Origin of the sequence: Allofrancisella guangzhouensis (genome assembly GCF_000815225.1) — a bacterium.
Taxonomy (GTDB): domain Bacteria; phylum Pseudomonadota; class Gammaproteobacteria; order Francisellales; family Francisellaceae; genus Francisella; species Francisella guangzhouensis.
The window spans coordinates 545,927-561,886 of sequence record NZ_CP010427.1; the positions used below are offsets into that span (position 1 = coordinate 545,927).

Here is a 15,960-nt window from a genome sequence, read left to right on the forward strand (position 1 = left end):
ATTTTTTGTTGAAAAAAAATGGAGTAATAAAGAATGGCTAAAGAAAAATTTGAACGTTCGAAGCCGCACGTAAACGTAGGTACAATTGGTCACGTTGACCATGGTAAGACTACCCTTACTGCAGCTATCACTAAAGTTATGGCTGAAAAAAACGGTGGTTCTGCTCGTAGGTTTGACGAGATCGATAATGCGCCGGAAGAAAAGGCACGTGGTATTACTATTAATACTTCTCACGTAGAGTATGAGTCTCCAAATAGACACTATGCTCACGTCGACTGCCCAGGACACGCTGATTACGTTAAAAACATGATTACTGGTGCTGCTCAGATGGATGGTGCTATCTTGGTATGTTCTGCTGCTGATGGTCCTATGCCACAAACTCGTGAGCATATTCTACTTTCTCGTCAGGTCGGGGTTCCATATATTGTTGTTTTCTTGAATAAATGTGACATGGTTGATGACGAAGAGTTGTTAGAGCTTGTGGAAATGGAAGTTCGTGAATTGTTAGATCAATATGAGTTTCCTGGTGATGATACTCCTATTATTATGGGTTCTGCTCTTAAAGCGTTAGAAGGTGATGAGAAGTACGTTGAGAAGATTGTTGAGCTAGTTCAAGCTATGGATGACTATATTCCGGCTCCAGAGCGTGATACTGATAAACCATTTATCCTTCCGATTGAAGACGTGTTCTCTATTTCAGGTCGTGGTACAGTTGTGACAGGTCGTATTGAGCGTGGTGTTATAAACGTTGGTGATGAAGTTGAAGTTGTGGGTATCCGTCCTACTCAAAAAACTACAGTAACAGGTGTTGAGATGTTCCGTAAGCTTCTAGATAGAGGAGAAGCTGGTGATAACGTTGGTATCCTAGTTCGTGGTCTTAAGAGAGACGACGTTGAGCGTGGACAAGTATTATGTAAGCCAGGTTCAATTAAGCCTCATACTAAATTTGAAGCTGAAGTTTATGTACTTTCTAAAGAAGAGGGTGGTAGACATACGCCATTCTTTAAAGGTTATAGACCACAGTTCTATTTCCGTACTACAGATATTACTGGTGCTGTTGAGCTACCAGAAGGTGTAGAGATGGTTATGCCTGGTGATAACATTAAAATGGTTATAACACTAATTAACCCGATTGCAATGGATGAGGGTTTACGTTTCGCTATCCGTGAAGGTGGTAGAACAGTTGGAGCTGGTGTTGTTGCTAAAATTATCGAGTAATTAGATAATTTATAAAATAAAAGGTCAGTAGTTCAATTGGTAGAGCAGCGGTCTCCAAAACCGCAAGTTGGGGGTTCGAGTCCCTCCTGGCCTGCCAAATAATTAAGGCAGTGTTGCAATTTTGCTCACTGTCTTTTTTATTTTTCTTGATATTGTATTTTCTGTGTGTTATTTTATACTCTACGTTTTAAAGGAGTGTCATTCTTGTGAAAAAGAGTCAAAATTTTAATAAAGTTTGGGTGAGTGGAGCTACTAAAACTACTGAAGTAACAAAAGTTTCAGGCTCTATTAATGTTTTGCTGTGGTTAACTACTGTAGCTATCGTGGTTGTTGGTGTTTTTATTACCATGGTTTCAAATATTTGGAGCTTTAGTTATAGTTCTTATAACACATCAATAGCAGTGGTAGTTGTTTTGGCGGCATTGGTGGTTGTGAGATTTACTAACCAGGGTCGTAGATTTTGGGCTTTTTTTAAGGCTTCAAAATTGGAGCTTTCTAAAGTTGTTTGGCCTACGCGTAGAGAAACTATGACTGTATCTGCGATGGTTATAGTGGTAGTGATTATTTTTGCTATCTTCATATCTATCTTTGGTATGATGTTTGAAAAATTTATTCAATATTTCCTAGGTTAATAGGGGTTTTAAATTATGCTTTGGTATGTTGTGCAGGTGCACTCAGGTTATGAGAAAAGAGTAAAAACTCAGTTAGAAGAAAATATTAAAATAGCTGGTTTGGAAAATAATTTTGGTAGAATACTTGTTCCTACTGAGAATGTGGTAGAGATGAAGGCTGGTCAAAAGCGTAAAAGTGAACGTAAATATTTTCCTGGATATGTTTTGATGGAGGCTGATCTTACCACAGATGCATGGCAGCTTGTTAAGTCAGTTCCTAGGGTGTTAACAGTTGTTGGTTCTAGAGGTAAGCCTATTCCATTGAGTAAGCAAGAGATTGAGAGAATACTTGGCTTTATGGAAGGAAGTAAAAACGCTGTTGAGCCAAGATTAAGAAAATCGTATCAGGTTGGTGAAGTTGTTAGAGTTCTTGAGGGGCCATTTAATGACTTTACTGGTGTGGTAGAAGAGGTTAACTATGAAAAATCAAGATTGAGAGTGGCTGTATCTATATTTGGTAGATCCACGCCTGTTGAGCTTGAATTTTCGCAAGTTGAAAAAGAGTCTTAGTTTTATAAAAGCTAAGACATAGGGAGCTTGTGTTTTAAGAAAAATGCGAGTGCTATTAACCTAAATTTTGGAGAAAACAATGGCTAAGAAAAAAGTAGAAGCTATTATTAAATTACAAGTTGCTGCTGGTAAGGCTAATCCAAGTCCTCCTATAGGACCTGCATTAGGACAGCGTGGTGTTAATATTATGCAATTCTGTAAAGAATTTAACGCTAAAACTCAAGGTATGGAACCGGGGATGCCTATTCCTGTTGAGATTTCTGTATATAGTGATCGCAGTTTCACATTTGAGATGAAAACTCCTCCGGCTTCTTATTTAATTAAAAAAGCAGTTAATATAAAATCAGGTTCTTCGAACCCTTCAAAAGAGGTTGTTGCTACGATTACTCGTGAGCAGCTAGAAGAAATTGCTAAAGTAAAAGATCCTGATTTGACAGCTGCTAATTTAGATGCTGCTGTAAGAATTATTGCTGGTAGTGCTCGTAGTATGGGTGTAAAAGTTGAAGAGGGGGTTGCGTAATGGCTAAAATTTCAAAAAGAATGAAGATTATAGCAGCTAAAATAGATGCTGAGAAAAAATATCCTGTAGTAGAGGCTTTTGATATTCTAAGAGAAGTTTCTTCGGTTAAATTCGTTGAATCTGTCGATGTATCAGTTGCTTTGGGTGTTGACCCTCGTAAATCTGATCAGGTAGTTAGAGGGGCTTCTGTTCTTCCTAATGGAACTGGTAAAACTGTTAGAGTGGCGGTTTTTGCAAAAGGTCCTGCTGCAGATGCAGCTAAAGATGCTGGAGCTGATATTGTGGGGATGGAAGATCTTGCTGATGATGTTAAAAAAGGCAATATGAATTTTGATGTTGTAATTGCTTCTCCTGATGCTATGAGAGTAGTTGGTCAGTTGGGACAAATCTTGGGTCCTAAAGGGCTTATGCCAAATCCTAAGGTTGGTACTGTAACTATGGATGTAGCTAAGGCAGTAAGAGATGCAAAAGCAGGTCAAGTTAGATATAGAGTTGATAAGGCTGGTATAATACATACTACTATTGGTAAGGTTAACTTTACTTCTGATGCATTAAAACAAAACCTGGAGCAACTTTTGGTTGACCTTAAAAAAGCTAAACCATCTGTTTCTAAGGGCATATATCTGAAAAAAGTTTCTGTATCTAGTACTATGGGTCCAGGAATAGCGGTTGACTTTTCGGATTTAAGTATATAGAATAGTACTTTGCAATTTCTTTGGGTTGTATGTGAATACAACGTTAAAGACCGTAGGAGCTAAGCTTGCTTGGCTTAATATTTATCCTACGCAGACGATGTTGACAACCTTTTTTGGTCTAAATATCGTGTTAATTAAATAAAAGTGTAGACAATAATAAGGAGTCGATTATGGCACTTAGAATAGAGGATAAAAAAGCAATTGTCGCTGAAGTTGCTGAACAAGTGTCCTCAGCGTTGTCTGCAGCAGTAGCCGACTATCGTGGTTTGACTGTTAATGAAATGACTTCATTAAGAAAACAAGCTCGTGAGTCTGGAGTTTATTTAAGAGTTGTTCGTAACAACTTAGCACGTTTAGCAATTAAAGGAACTGATTTTGAGTGTCTTGGTGATGCTCTTAAAGGTCCTCTTGTTCTTGCTCTTTCTAAGGATGAGCCAGGTGCGGCAGCTAAGCTATTTAAAAACTTTCAAAAGGATCATAAGGCTTTTGAGGTTAAAAATTTAGCTATGTCTGGTGAACTGTTTGGTCCAGAAAAGTTAGATGACTTTGCTAAGCTTCCTAGTAGGGAAGAGGCACTTGCTACATTACTTAGTGTTATGCAAGCACCGGTTACTAAGTTTGTTCGTACTCTTAATGAGATTCCTTCTCAGGTGGTACGAGTATTTGCTGCTGTTGGAGATAGTAAATAATTGCATTGGCTTACTAGAAGAGCTAAACAAAGAATTAATTGTTAAATAAATAGGAGTTATAAAATGGCTATAACAAAAGAAGATATCCTAAATGCTGTTGCTGAAATGAGCGTAATGGATGTGTGTGATTTAGTTAAAATGATGGAAGATAAATTTGGTGTATCTGCTGCAGCTGCTGTTGCTGTTGCTGCTGGTCCAGTTGCTGGTCCGGCTGAGGCTGCTGAAGAGAAAACTGAGTTTGACGTTGTTTTAGTTGATGCTGGTTCAAATAAAATTGCTGCTATTAAAGCAGTAAGAGGTGCAACTGGTTTAGGTCTTAAAGAAGCTAAAGATGCTGTAGAAGGTACTCCTTTCACAGTTAAAGAAGCTGCTTCTAAAGAAGAAGCTGAAGCTCTTAAAAAGCAACTTGAAGAAGCAGGCGCAAAAGTTGAGCTTAAATAATAAAATTCTAAAGTATAGTTTTTAGAAATTTATGACTAGTGGTCAATTTTTGGCCTCTAGTCTTTCTAGTATTGAAAGATACATAGATATTGGTGCAAATATATTCATATTTGCTTTTTATTTTGTGTAAACAAAATCTTGAGGGTTTTTGATGTCTTACTCATACGCTGAGAAAAAAAGAATTCGTAAAGAGTTTGGGGAGTTACCTCATATCTTAGATGTACCATATTTGCTCTCTATCCAGACAGAGTCATATAAGAAATTTTTAATCCCAGAAGCGGTAAAAGGTAGAAGTTATTCTGGTTTGGAACAGGTGCTTAAGCAGTCTTTTCCTGTAGAAAGTAAAAATGGTCAATATGAACTTCATTATGTTGATTATCAAATCGGTGAGCCAACTTTTGATGAGAGTGAGTGTCAGGTTCGTGGGGCTACCTATGATGCTCCTCTTAATGTTAAAATGAGATTGGTTGTTTATAATAAAGAAGCTCTTCCAAATGAAAAAATCGTTGAAGATATCAGAGAAGAGTATGTATATATGGGTGATATACCATTAATGACTACAAATGGTACTTTTATTGTTAATGGTACTGAAAGGGTAGTTGTTTCTCAGTTACATAGATCTCCTGGAGTGTTTTTTAGTAAGGATGATGCAGAAGAAGGGGCTTTCTCTGCTCGTATAATCCCATATAGAGGTTCATGGTTGGACTTTGAATTTGATTCAAAAGGTATTATTTGGGCTAGAATAGATAGAAAAAGAAAGATTTGTGCAACTGTTATTTTGAAGGCGCTAGGATATTCACAAGAAGATATTTTAAAATATTTTTCTACTAGCAAAACTATCAAATTTGATGGTGAAAATTTTGGCTTGAAGTTGGGCGATCTTTCTTCGATGAAAGGAGAACTCTTAAAATTTGATATTACGGATTCAGAAGGCAATATAGTAGCTAAAAAAAATAAAAAAATTACTTCTAAAGATATTAAAAAAATAAAAGATGCGGGTATTGATTCAGTAGCTATAGATTTTGATCTGGTAAGTACGCTTAGAGTGGCAAAAGATATTGTCAGTAAAAATACAGGTGAAGTTATAGCCTACGCAAATGATGACGTTACAGAAAATTTATTAGATGCTTGTATAGAAGCAGGAATGAATGAATTAGAAGTTATAGATTTTATAACTATAGAAAAGGGTAGATATATCTCTGATACTCTTAAGTATGATATTACAAAAAATACAGATGAAGCTTTGGTCGAAATTTATAAAGTTTTAAGACCAGGTGATCCTCCAGCAGCAGCGTCTGTGAAAGCTTTATTTGAAGGATTATTTTTTATTGAAAGTAGATATAGCCTGTCTGATATCGGTAGAATGAAGCTAAATGCAAGATTAGGTTCTGACAAGGTTTCTAAAGATGTTTATACGCTTGAAAATAGCGATATAGTAGGTGTTCTTGAGGAGCTTATTAAAATTCGTGACGGTAAAGGAAAAGTCGATGATATTGATCATCTTGGCAATAGACGTGTACGTTCTGTTGGTGAAATGGTTGAAAACCAATTTAGAATAGGTCTTTATCGTGTAGAAAAAGGTATTCGTGAGAGTATGTCTTTAGTGCATAAAGATAAGCTAATGCCAAAAGATATTGTTAACTCTAAGCCTATTACAGCTTCGATAAAAGAGTTTTTTACTTCTGGTGCATTATCTCAATTTATGGATCAAGATAACCCTTTATCAGAGGTTACTCACAAAAGAAGAATTTCTGCATTGGGTCCAGGCGGGTTATCTCGTGATAGAGCAGGATTTGAGGTTCGTGACGTTCATGCGACTCATTATGGTAGATTATGTCCTATTGAGACGCCAGAGGGTCCAAATATTGGTCTTATTAATTCCTTAGCAATTTACTCTAGAGTAAATGATTATGGTTTCTTAGAGGCTCCTTATAGAAAGGTTGTTAATGGTAAAGTTACAGATGAAATTGAATATTTATCAGCAACTGATGAAGATAATTATGTAATCGCTCAGGCTTCAACTCAACTTGATGAAAATAATCATTTTGTTGACGAGTTGATACAATGCCGTTCAGGTGGTGAAGCTATGTTTACAGAATCTAGTAGAGTGCAATATATGGATGTTTCTGCTAAACAGATGGTCTCAGCAGCTGCAGCATTAATTCCTTTCTTAGAGCATGATGATGCAAATAGGGTATTGATGGGTGCAAACATGCAACGTCAAGCAGTTCCAACACTTAAGTCTGAGAAACCTTTAGTTGGTACTGGGATAGAAAAAATTGTTGCTAGAGACTCTGGTAACTGTATTATTGCTAGAAATCCTGGAACAGTTGTTGAAGTTGACTCAAATAGAATAGTAGTTAAAGTAAACACTAAAAAATCTAAAACTAATAGATTAGTAGATATATATAGTCTGACTAAATTCAAACGTTCAAATAAAAATACTTGTATCAACCAGCGTCCTATAGTCAATGTTGGCGATAAGGTTGAGCAAGGTGATATCTTGGCAGATGGGTTTGCAACTGATTTTGGTGAGTTATCTTTAGGACATAACCTAATGGTCGCATTTATGCCATGGAATGGTTATAATTTTGAAGATTCAATTTTATTATCAGAAAGAGTAGTTAAAGATGATAAGTATACAAGTATACATATTGAGGAATTTACTTGTGTTGCTCGTGACACTAAACTTGGCCCAGAAGAAATAACAGCTGATATTCCAAATGTTAGTGAAAGTAGCTTAGTTAAGTTGGATGAATCAGGTATTGTCTATATAGGTGCTAATGTTGAAGCTGGAGATATCCTTGTGGCTAAAATCACGCCAAAAGCAGAGCAACAGTTGACGCCGGAAGAAAGACTGCTTAGGGCGATTTTTAATGAAAAAGCATCAAATGTTGCTGATAGTTCATTAAGAATGCCTAGTGGTACCTCAGGTACAGTTATTAATGTCCAAGTATTTGAAAATGATAAAGGTGGTAAAAGTCATAGAGCTTTAAAAATAGAAAAAGAGCTTATAGAAAAAACACGTAAAGACTTTGATGAAGAATTTAGTGTTATTGAGTCTATAGTTAAGCAATCTATTGAAAAGGATATTGTTGGAGCCGAAATTCTTAAAGCTAAAGGTCTTAAAAAAGGCGCAGTTTTAACCAAAGAGTTTTTGGAAAAACTACCTTTTTCAAGATGGTTGGAAATTACGTTTGAAGACGAGGATTTGAACACTAAGGTGCTAAAAGCCAAAGAATATTATGACGAAGCAAAAATAGCAATAGATAGTAGATTTGAAGCTAAGAAGAAATCTATAACTCAAAGTAATGAGTTATCTCCAGGTGTGCTAAAAACAGTAAAAGTATTTGTCGCTATTAAAAAGCGTATACAACCTGGTGATAAGATGGCAGGGCGTCATGGTAATAAAGGTGTGGTATCTCGGGTATTACCAATTGAAGATATGCCATATATGGAAGATGGTACTCCAGTAGATGTTTGTTTAAATCCGCTAGGTATACCATCACGTATGAATATTGGTCAGATCTTAGAAGCACATATGGGATTAGCTTCTTATGGTTTAGGTAAAAAGATAGAAAAAACTTTAGATCAAACTAGAAAAGCTGCTGAGCTAAGAAAGACTTTGGATGAAGTGTATAACAGTGTTGGCGGTAAAAAAGTGGATCTAGATGCTCTAAGTGACGAAGAAATCTTGCAGCTTTGCGAAAACCTTAAAGAAGGCGTGCCAATTGCAACACCAGTATTTGATGGTGCTAAAGAGGAAGATATTAAGTCACTACTTCAGTTAGGTGGGTTTGCAACAGATGGTCAAATGAAATTATTTGATGGTCGTACTGGTAAAGCATTTGATAGAAATGTTACTGTTGGTTACATGTATATGCTCAAGCTTGATCACTTGGTAGATGATAAAATGCATGCTAGATCAACAGGATCATATAGTTTGGTTACACAGCAACCTTTAGGTGGTAAAGCTCAGTTTGGTGGCCAGAGATTTGGTGAGATGGAAGTTTGGGCATTACAAGCTTATGGCGCAGCTTATACGTTAAGAGAAATGCTAACAGTTAAATCAGATGATATAGCTGGTAGGTCAAAAATGTATAAGAACATAGTTGACGGTAAACTAACTATGAATGTTGATGTGCCAGAATCCTTCAACGTTTTAAGAAATGAAGTTAGAGCGTTGGGTATAGATATGGATTTTGACTACTCAGCAGAGGAAGAATAAGCATCTTTATTAGAGTAACTTATTTTTTTTATTAAAATAAAAGTATAGGAGAGCTACCTGTGAATAACGGTATCCTACATCAAAACTACAATAGTAAAAAATTTGATATTATAAAAATATCATTAGCATCTCCAGAGGTTATACGTTCGTGGTCTCATGGTGAGGTTAAAAAGCCAGAGACTATTAACTATAGAACTTTTAAGCCAGAGAGAGATGGTTTATTTTGCGCCAAAATTTTTGGTCCTGTTAAAGACTATGAATGTTTATGTGGAAAATATAAGCGTTTAAAGCATCGTGGTGTAGTGTGTGAGCGTTGCGGTGTTGAAGTTGAGCAAGCTAAAGTTAGAAGAGAGAGGATGGGGCATATCGATTTAGTATGTCCTGTTGTGCATATCTGGTATCTAAAATCTTTGCCTTCTAGAATTGGCTTATTTTTAGATATGCCTCTTAAGAGCGTAGAAAAAGTATTATATTTTGAGTCATATGTGGTTATTGATCCAGGAATGACACCATTAGAGAAAAAGCAATTGCTTACAGATGAGGAATACGCTGAAGCTTTAGAGAACTATGGCTATGAGTTCGAAGCGTCTATGGGAGCAGAGGCTATCAGAGAGTTACTAGGTGATACTGATATTGAGTCAGAAATAGAACGATTACAAACTGAATATGAAGAAAGCAAATCAACAGCTAAAAAAGAGAAAGCTATTAAAAGATTGAGACTTCTTGAAACTTTCCAAGCTTCTGGTAATAAGCCTGAGTGGATGGTAATGACTGTATTACCAGTTCTTCCTCCTGACTTAAGACCGCTTGTGCCAATCGAGGGAGGTAGATTTGCTACGTCTGATCTTAATGATCTCTATCGTAGAGTAATAAACAGAAATAATAGGCTTAAAAAACTTTTAGACCTTAATGCCCCTGATATTATTGTTAGAAATGAAAAGAGGATGCTGCAAGAAGCAGTCGATGCTTTATTAGATAATGGTAGACGTGGAAGAGCTGTAACGGGTTCAAATAAGCGTCCTCTTAAGTCATTGGCTGATATGATTAAAGGTAAGCAAGGACGTTTCCGTCAAAACCTATTAGGTAAGCGTGTTGACTATTCAGGACGTTCTGTAATTACGGTGGGCCCATCTTTAAGGTTACATGAATGTGGTTTACCTAAAAAAATGGCTTTAGAACTATTCAAACCATTTGTATACTCTAAGTTGAGATTTGGTGGACATGCAACAACTATTAAGCAAGCAAAAAGAATGGTTGAGCTAGAGGAGTCTGTAGTTTGGGATATCCTAGAGGTTGTAATTAATGAACATCCTGTATTATTAAACAGAGCTCCAACACTTCATAGATTAGGTATCCAAGCATTTGAGCCTAAGCTTATTGAAGGAAAGGCTATTCAGTTACATCCATTAGTATGTGCTGCTTTTAATGCTGACTTTGACGGTGATCAAATGGCTGTTCACGTGCCATTAACAGTCGAGTCTCAACTAGAAGCTAGAGTCCTAATGATGTCTACTAACAACATTTTATCACCAGCTTCAGGACAGCCTATTATTACTCCTACTCAGGATATAGTGTTAGGTTTATACTATATTACAAGAGAAAGAGATAAAGCAAAAGGTGAAGGCAAATTATTTGCAAGTTATGAAGACGTTAGTAGAGCATATAACTCTGGAACTATAGATATCCATGCCAAAATCAAATTAAGAGTAGATAGACAAGTATTTGATACTAGAGGTAACACATACAATGAAAAAGGTGTGGTTGATACAACTGTTGGTAGAGCTTTGCTTATCAATATATTGCCTGAAGGACTGTCTTTCTCACTAATTAATAAGGTTTTAGTTAAGAAAGAAATCTCTAAGATAATCAATCAAGCATTTAGAGTGTTAGGTGGCAAAGCAACAGTTGTCTTGGCTGATAAGCTTATGTATGCTGGTTTTAAATACTCAACTATTTCTGGTATATCTGTAGGTGTAAATGACATGACTATACCTGAGGATAAAGACACTAAGATAGAAAAAGCAGAGCAAGAAATTAAGTATGTAACCGAGCAATACCAGTCTTCACTTATTACTGAAAACGAAAGGTATAACAATATAATTAATATTTGGAGTAAAACTTCAGATGAAGTTGGTGCTTCAATGATGGATGCTATATCTAAAGATAAAGTTGCTGTTGATGGTCAAGAAAAAGAAATTGAATCTTTTAACTCTGTGTACATGATGGCTAAGTCTGGTGCCAGAGGTTCTTATAATCAGATGAGGCAGCTTGCTGGTATGCGTGGTTTGATGGCTAAGCCAGATGGAACGATGATTGAGACAGCTATTACAGCTAACTTTAGAGAAGGTTTATCGGTATTGCAATACTTTACATCTACTCACGGTGCTCGTAAGGGTTTGGCTGATACGGCTCTTAAGACAGCTAATGCTGGTTACCTGACTCGCAGATTAGTAGATGTAGCCCAAGATTTGGTGATTATTGAAGAAGATTGTGGTACAGATGAAGGTCTAATGTTTTCTGCTATCGTAGAAGATGGTGAAGTCAAAGTATCTCTTACAGAGAGAGCCTTAGGTAGAACATTAGCAGCTGACGTTGTTACTGAAAAAGGTGTTGTATTGTTAGAGTCAGGTACTTTATTGGATGAAAATTTAGTAGAGTTGCTAGATGATAATGGTATTGATATGATTAAAATTAGATCACCAATTACATGTAAAACTCGTAGAGGATTATGCTCTAAGTGTTATGGTAGAGACTTGGCTCGTGAAAGAAAGGTTAATGTCGGTGAGTCTGTGGGTGTGATTGCAGCTCAATCGATTGGTGAGCCTGGTACTCAGTTAACAATGAGAACATTCCATACTGGTGGTGCAGCATCCTTAGGTGTGACAATAAGTGATATTAAAGTTAAGACCGCAGGTAAAATTAAGTTTAAAAATATTAGAACTGTAGTAAATAAAGAAGGTCAGAGTATCGTAATATCACGTGCTAGTGAGATCATTGTTTCTGATGCTATGGGTAGAGTTAGAGAGCAACATAAAATTCCTATGGGTGCTGTTCTTCCTTTAGCAAGTGGTAAAGCAGTAGAGATCGGGGATGTGATAGCTACTTGGGATCCTCATGCTCAGCCAATAGTTACAGATGTTGCAGGTAAAATTGTTTTAGAGGATGTTATTGATGGTATCACATCTAAACATACATATGATGACCTAACTGGTCAACAAACTATTGAAATAACTTCCATATCTCAAAGAATTACTTCTAAAAACTTAAAACCAGTAGTTAAAGTATTTGACAATGATGGTAATGAATTAAAAACGATAACATTAGCTGCTGGAGCAGTGCTAAATGTTACTGACGACATGCAAGTAGAGATAGGTGATGTGGTCGCTAAGATCCCATTAGAGGGCTCTAAGAATAAAGATATTACAGGGGGCTTGCCTCGTGTTGCTGAACTATTTGAAGCAAGACGCCCTAAGGAAGCTGCAATTCTTTCTCCTTGTGATGGTGTAGTTAGGTTGGGTAATAGAGATACGAAAGAAAAACAAAGAATAGAGATTATAGATAAAAATGGTCATACCATTGAAGAAATATTGTTATCTAAATCTCGTCATTTGGTTGTATTTGATGGCGAAGCTGTATCTAAGGGTGACGTGCTAGCAGATGGTCCTACAGACCCACATGATCTACTTAAGTATAAGGGGCTAGAAGCTTTTGCTGATTATATTCTTTTTGAAGCTCAGTCTGTATATCGTATGCAAGGTGTTGTAATTAACGATAAGCATATAGAAACTATTGTTAGACAAATGCTTAGAAAGGCGGTTATCATAGATGAAGGTAGCAGTAAATTTGTGAGAGAAGAAACGGTTGAGCTTGTTAGAATTCTTGAGGAAAATGATAAATTGAATTTAGAAGGTAAAAAAGAAGTAGTATATGAGCCAGTATTAATGGGTATTACTAGGTCTTCTTTATCTACGGAGTCTTTTTTATCAGCGGCATCTTTCCAGGAGACAACAAGAGTATTAACAGAATCTTCTATTAATTCTCAGATTGATCATCTAAGAGGCCTTAAAGAGAATGTTCTAATCGGTAGATTAATTCCTACAGGCACAGGGTTAGCTGTTAGAAAAGAAGCAGCTAAGATCGATAAGATGAAAGAGGAATTGGGAGTTGAAGACCGCATGGCATTTACAGATGTTACAGCTTTTGGAGTGGACAGTTCATCTTTTGAAGATTACCGACATGAAAGTCAAGAAAAGGATATAAATGATGATATCGAAGAATCATTAAGAAATGCTCTTGAGTCATTAGACTTCTAAATCTTTAATTTATTACCCAAAATAAAATTTTATTATTCTAATTTTTTAAATTATAATATTGTTATGATATGTATATTCAGTATTGGTTAAGATTTTAATGTTAGCAAAGCTTTTTTGGCAGATATTTTTTGGTATAGCAATTATATTAATAGTTATTTTATCTATACTGAATACTGACAGAGTTAGTTTTGACTATATATTTGGTACTACTACATTACCATTGATAGTCCTTATGTCAATAGCTTTTGTATTAGGCTTATTATTAGGTTCTTTTATTACCAAATTTATCCAAATAACGAAAACTTCTGGTGGCACTAAAAAATAATGCTCGTCCTTGGTATAGAAAGCTCTTGTGATGAAACAGGAGTAGCTTTATATGATTTTTCTAAAAAAAAAATAATAGCAGATGCTTTGTACAGCCAAATAAATTTGCATAAAAGTTATGGCGGAGTCGTGCCAGAGCTAGCATCACGTGAACATATTGCAAAGCTTAATGTATTAACTAAAGAAATTATAAGTAAAGTAGGAATTAGTTTTACAGATATAAATTGTATAGCTTATACAGCAATGCCAGGGCTAGTTGGTGCTCTTATGGTTGGCGCAACATTTGCTAAAACTTTAGGATTTATACATGATATTGATACTGTTGCAGTACATCATTTAGAAGGACATTTACTTTCTCCATTATTAGAGGACAATTGTGATATCAAGTATCCTTTTATAGCCTTGTTAGTCTCAGGGGGTCATACCCAACTTTTTGAAGTTAGAAATCTTGGTGATTATCAGTTGCTAGGAGAGTCTATAGATGATGCTGTTGGCGAAGCTTTTGATAAAACAGCAAAATTGTTGGGGATGTCCTATCCTGGCGGAGTAGAAGTTGCAAACCTTGCTGAAAAGGCTTCTGATAAGAGTAAATACTTTTTGCCAAGACCAATGAAGAATAAGGCTACTTTGGATTTTAGCTTCAGTGGCTTAAAAACAGCTGTTCTAAACACTTGGCACAACGAGTCAGAACAAACTAAAGAGAATAAAGCTAACCTTTGCTACGCATTCCAAGAGGCAGCAGTAGATGTTTTAGTAACTAAATGTGATAAAGCACTAAGTATAACAAAAAATAAAAGATTGGTGGTGTCTGGCGGTGTAAGTGCAAATAAGTTTTTGCGCTATAAATTAAATAATTTAAGTCTAAAAAGAAATTACCAAATATTTTTCCCCCCGATGATGTATTGTACAGACAATGGTGCAATGATAGCGCTTGCAGGAGCATATAGATATAACCGTGGTTTCAAAGATAGTAGTCTTGAAATTAATGTAAAAGCTCGAGAGACAATTTGATATATTTTATAATTTCTGTCATAAAGTTGTTTTATGTGGTATCATTTATAGTGAAAGAATAATATTTAATTTTTCGTAAATTTATCAAAGAAAATTAAGGTTTTGAATGAATAATAGAATAGATCAAACTTTTGAAAAAGAAGGAAGTATAGTTTGGAAAAGTGTTTTTGGACTGTTAATAATTCCTCTATTTACAATAATAGCTGTACCATGGTACGGTTTTACATATGGTTTTCAGACATCTGATTATGTTTGTCTTATAGTTTTCTACTGCTTGACAGGTATTGGTATAACTATGGGTTACCATAGGTTATGGTCACATAAAACGTACAAGGCTAATAAAATAGTTAGTTATTTTTTACTAATATTTAGCACAGCAGCATTACAAAACAGTGTGTTACAATGGGCTTCAGATCATAGAAAACACCATAAAGATGTTGACGATCCGATAAAAGACCCGTATGCAGCTACTAGAGGCTTCTGGTATAGCCATTTTGGATGGCTACTAAGATATAACACTCATGATGTTCAGGAAATAAAAGGTGTTAATGATCTTATGAAGGATAAGGCTTTAGTGTTTCAACATAAGTATTATACAGTACTTGCTATATTGACTTGTTTTGGTCTGCCTGTACTCTATGGTATGTTTACAGGTAGAATTGTAGCAAGTGTGCTGATGGGTGGTTTTCTTAGAGTTGTTTTGGTTCATCATGCAACTTTCTGTATTAACTCTTTGGCTCATACTATTGGTAGAAGACCATACTCAACAAAAAACACAGCTAGAGATAGTTTTATAACAGCTATAGTCACTGGTGGAGAGGGTTATCATAATTATCATCATGCTTTTGCTGGTGATTATAGAAATGGTATTAGATTTTTTGATTTTGATCCTTCTAAATGGTTTATTGCTGGTTTATCTAAAATAGGCTGGTGTTATGATCTTAAGAAAACTCCTAAACATTTGATTGAGATAGCAAAAGCAAAAGTTAAGTTAGAAGAAACTTTAAAAAGGAAAAGCAATGCTTCACAACTTGGTATAGAAGAAAAATATACTAAATTTGTTGCTAATGTTAAAAGTATGTATGGAGCAAAACAAGAATATCTGAAAGCTAAAAAAGATAACGTTTTATCTAAGGCTGATATTCAGGCTATAAAATCAAGGTATAAAGACCTTAAAATCGAATTTATCGAAGCTAAGAGAAAGTATAGAGCAAGTACGTTAGTTTAATTAACTGGTGTTAGAATACTCTCTAAGTCATCTAGTTGCAGCTTTTAAAGGTTCTAAATGCAAAAATCTTATTTATTACTTAATATATGTTTGTAAAAATGAAAGCATTAGA

12 protein-coding genes and 1 tRNA gene are annotated in these 15,960 nt (G+C 35.6%); all 13 read left to right on the forward strand.

Going from position 1 to position 15,960, the window contains the following annotated elements; all coding sequences use genetic code 11:
* Nucleotides 1–33 precede the first annotated feature (33 nt).
* Nucleotides 34–1,218, forward strand: coding sequence for an elongation factor Tu (gene tuf, locus SD28_RS02565; RefSeq protein ID WP_039123801.1), 1,185 nt, complete (start codon nt 34–36; stop codon nt 1,216–1,218).
* Nucleotides 1,219–1,239: 21 nt separating this feature from the next.
* A tRNA-Trp gene (locus SD28_RS02570) sits at nt 1,240–1,315 on the forward strand.
* Between the two features lie 109 nt (nt 1,316–1,424).
* Nucleotides 1,425–1,850 carry a preprotein translocase subunit SecE gene (gene secE / locus SD28_RS02575; RefSeq protein WP_039123803.1) on the forward strand — a complete coding sequence of 142 codons (426 nt, stop codon included), beginning with the start codon at nt 1,425–1,427 and terminating at the stop codon, nt 1,848–1,850.
* A 15-nt stretch (nt 1,851–1,865) separates the two neighbouring features.
* Nucleotides 1,866–2,399 carry a transcription termination/antitermination protein NusG gene (gene nusG, locus SD28_RS02580; protein WP_039123805.1) on the forward strand — a complete coding sequence of 178 codons (534 nt, stop codon included), beginning with the start codon at nt 1,866–1,868 and terminating at the stop codon, nt 2,397–2,399.
* A 79-nt stretch (nt 2,400–2,478) separates the two neighbouring features.
* Complete coding sequence (gene rplK, locus SD28_RS02585) at nt 2,479–2,919, forward strand: 50S ribosomal protein L11 (protein ID WP_039123809.1); 441 nt, start codon at nt 2,479–2,481, stop codon at nt 2,917–2,919.
* On the forward strand, nt 2,919–3,614 hold the full coding sequence (rplA, locus tag SD28_RS02590) for a 50S ribosomal protein L1 (protein ID WP_039123810.1): 696 nt from the start codon (nt 2,919–2,921) through the stop codon (nt 3,612–3,614). Before rplK ends, rplA begins: the two co-directional genes overlap by 1 nt.
* A gap of 170 nt (nt 3,615–3,784) precedes the next feature.
* Complete coding sequence (rplJ, locus tag SD28_RS02595) at nt 3,785–4,303, forward strand: 50S ribosomal protein L10 (RefSeq protein WP_039123811.1); 519 nt, start codon at nt 3,785–3,787, stop codon at nt 4,301–4,303.
* Nucleotides 4,304–4,366: 63 nt separating this feature from the next.
* Entirely contained in the window at nt 4,367–4,744 is a 378-nt protein-coding gene (gene rplL, locus SD28_RS02600; RefSeq protein WP_003024808.1) for a 50S ribosomal protein L7/L12, read from the forward strand.
* Between the two features lie 151 nt (nt 4,745–4,895).
* Nucleotides 4,896–8,972: a DNA-directed RNA polymerase subunit beta gene (gene rpoB, locus SD28_RS02605; protein WP_039123819.1), complete on the forward strand. Its 4,077-nt coding sequence runs from the start codon at nt 4,896–4,898 to the stop codon at nt 8,970–8,972.
* A 59-nt stretch (nt 8,973–9,031) separates the two neighbouring features.
* Nucleotides 9,032–13,285, forward strand: coding sequence for a DNA-directed RNA polymerase subunit beta' (gene rpoC / locus SD28_RS02610; protein ID WP_039123820.1), 4,254 nt, complete (start codon nt 9,032–9,034; stop codon nt 13,283–13,285).
* 97 nt (nt 13,286–13,382) lie between these two features.
* Nucleotides 13,383–13,610 carry a lipopolysaccharide assembly protein LapA domain-containing protein gene (locus tag SD28_RS02615; RefSeq protein ID WP_039123823.1) on the forward strand — a complete coding sequence of 76 codons (228 nt, stop codon included), beginning with the start codon at nt 13,383–13,385 and terminating at the stop codon, nt 13,608–13,610.
* A complete protein-coding gene (gene tsaD, locus SD28_RS02620; RefSeq protein ID WP_039123824.1) occupies nt 13,610–14,620 on the forward strand; it encodes a tRNA (adenosine(37)-N6)-threonylcarbamoyltransferase complex transferase subunit TsaD in 1,011 nt (336 codons plus the stop codon). Before SD28_RS02615 ends, tsaD begins: the two co-directional genes overlap by 1 nt.
* 106 nt (nt 14,621–14,726) lie before the next feature.
* The gene (locus SD28_RS02625; protein ID WP_039123825.1) at nt 14,727–15,848 is read left to right on the forward strand and encodes a fatty acid desaturase; all 1,122 of its coding nucleotides are present in this window, start codon (nt 14,727–14,729) and stop codon (nt 15,846–15,848) included.
* The last annotated feature ends 112 nt before the right edge of the window (nt 15,849–15,960 follow it).

Coding starts and splice junctions, on each gene's coding strand:
- tuf (WP_039123801.1), top strand. CDS start 34: ATGGCTAAAGAAAAATTTGAACGTTCGAAGCCGCACGTAAACGTAGGT.
- nusG (WP_039123805.1), top strand. CDS start 1,866: ATGCTTTGGTATGTTGTGCAGGTGCACTCAGGTTATGAGAAAAGAGTA.
- rplK (WP_039123809.1), top strand. CDS start 2,479: ATGGCTAAGAAAAAAGTAGAAGCTATTATTAAATTACAAGTTGCTGCT.
- rplA (WP_039123810.1), top strand. CDS start 2,919: ATGGCTAAAATTTCAAAAAGAATGAAGATTATAGCAGCTAAAATAGAT.
- rplJ (WP_039123811.1), top strand. CDS start 3,785: ATGGCACTTAGAATAGAGGATAAAAAAGCAATTGTCGCTGAAGTTGCT.
- rplL (WP_003024808.1), top strand. CDS start 4,367: ATGGCTATAACAAAAGAAGATATCCTAAATGCTGTTGCTGAAATGAGC.
- rpoB (WP_039123819.1), top strand. CDS start 4,896: ATGTCTTACTCATACGCTGAGAAAAAAAGAATTCGTAAAGAGTTTGGG.
- SD28_RS02615 (WP_039123823.1), top strand. CDS start 13,383: ATGTTAGCAAAGCTTTTTTGGCAGATATTTTTTGGTATAGCAATTATA.
- tsaD (WP_039123824.1), top strand. CDS start 13,610: ATGCTCGTCCTTGGTATAGAAAGCTCTTGTGATGAAACAGGAGTAGCT.
- SD28_RS02625 (WP_039123825.1), top strand. CDS start 14,727: ATGAATAATAGAATAGATCAAACTTTTGAAAAAGAAGGAAGTATAGTT.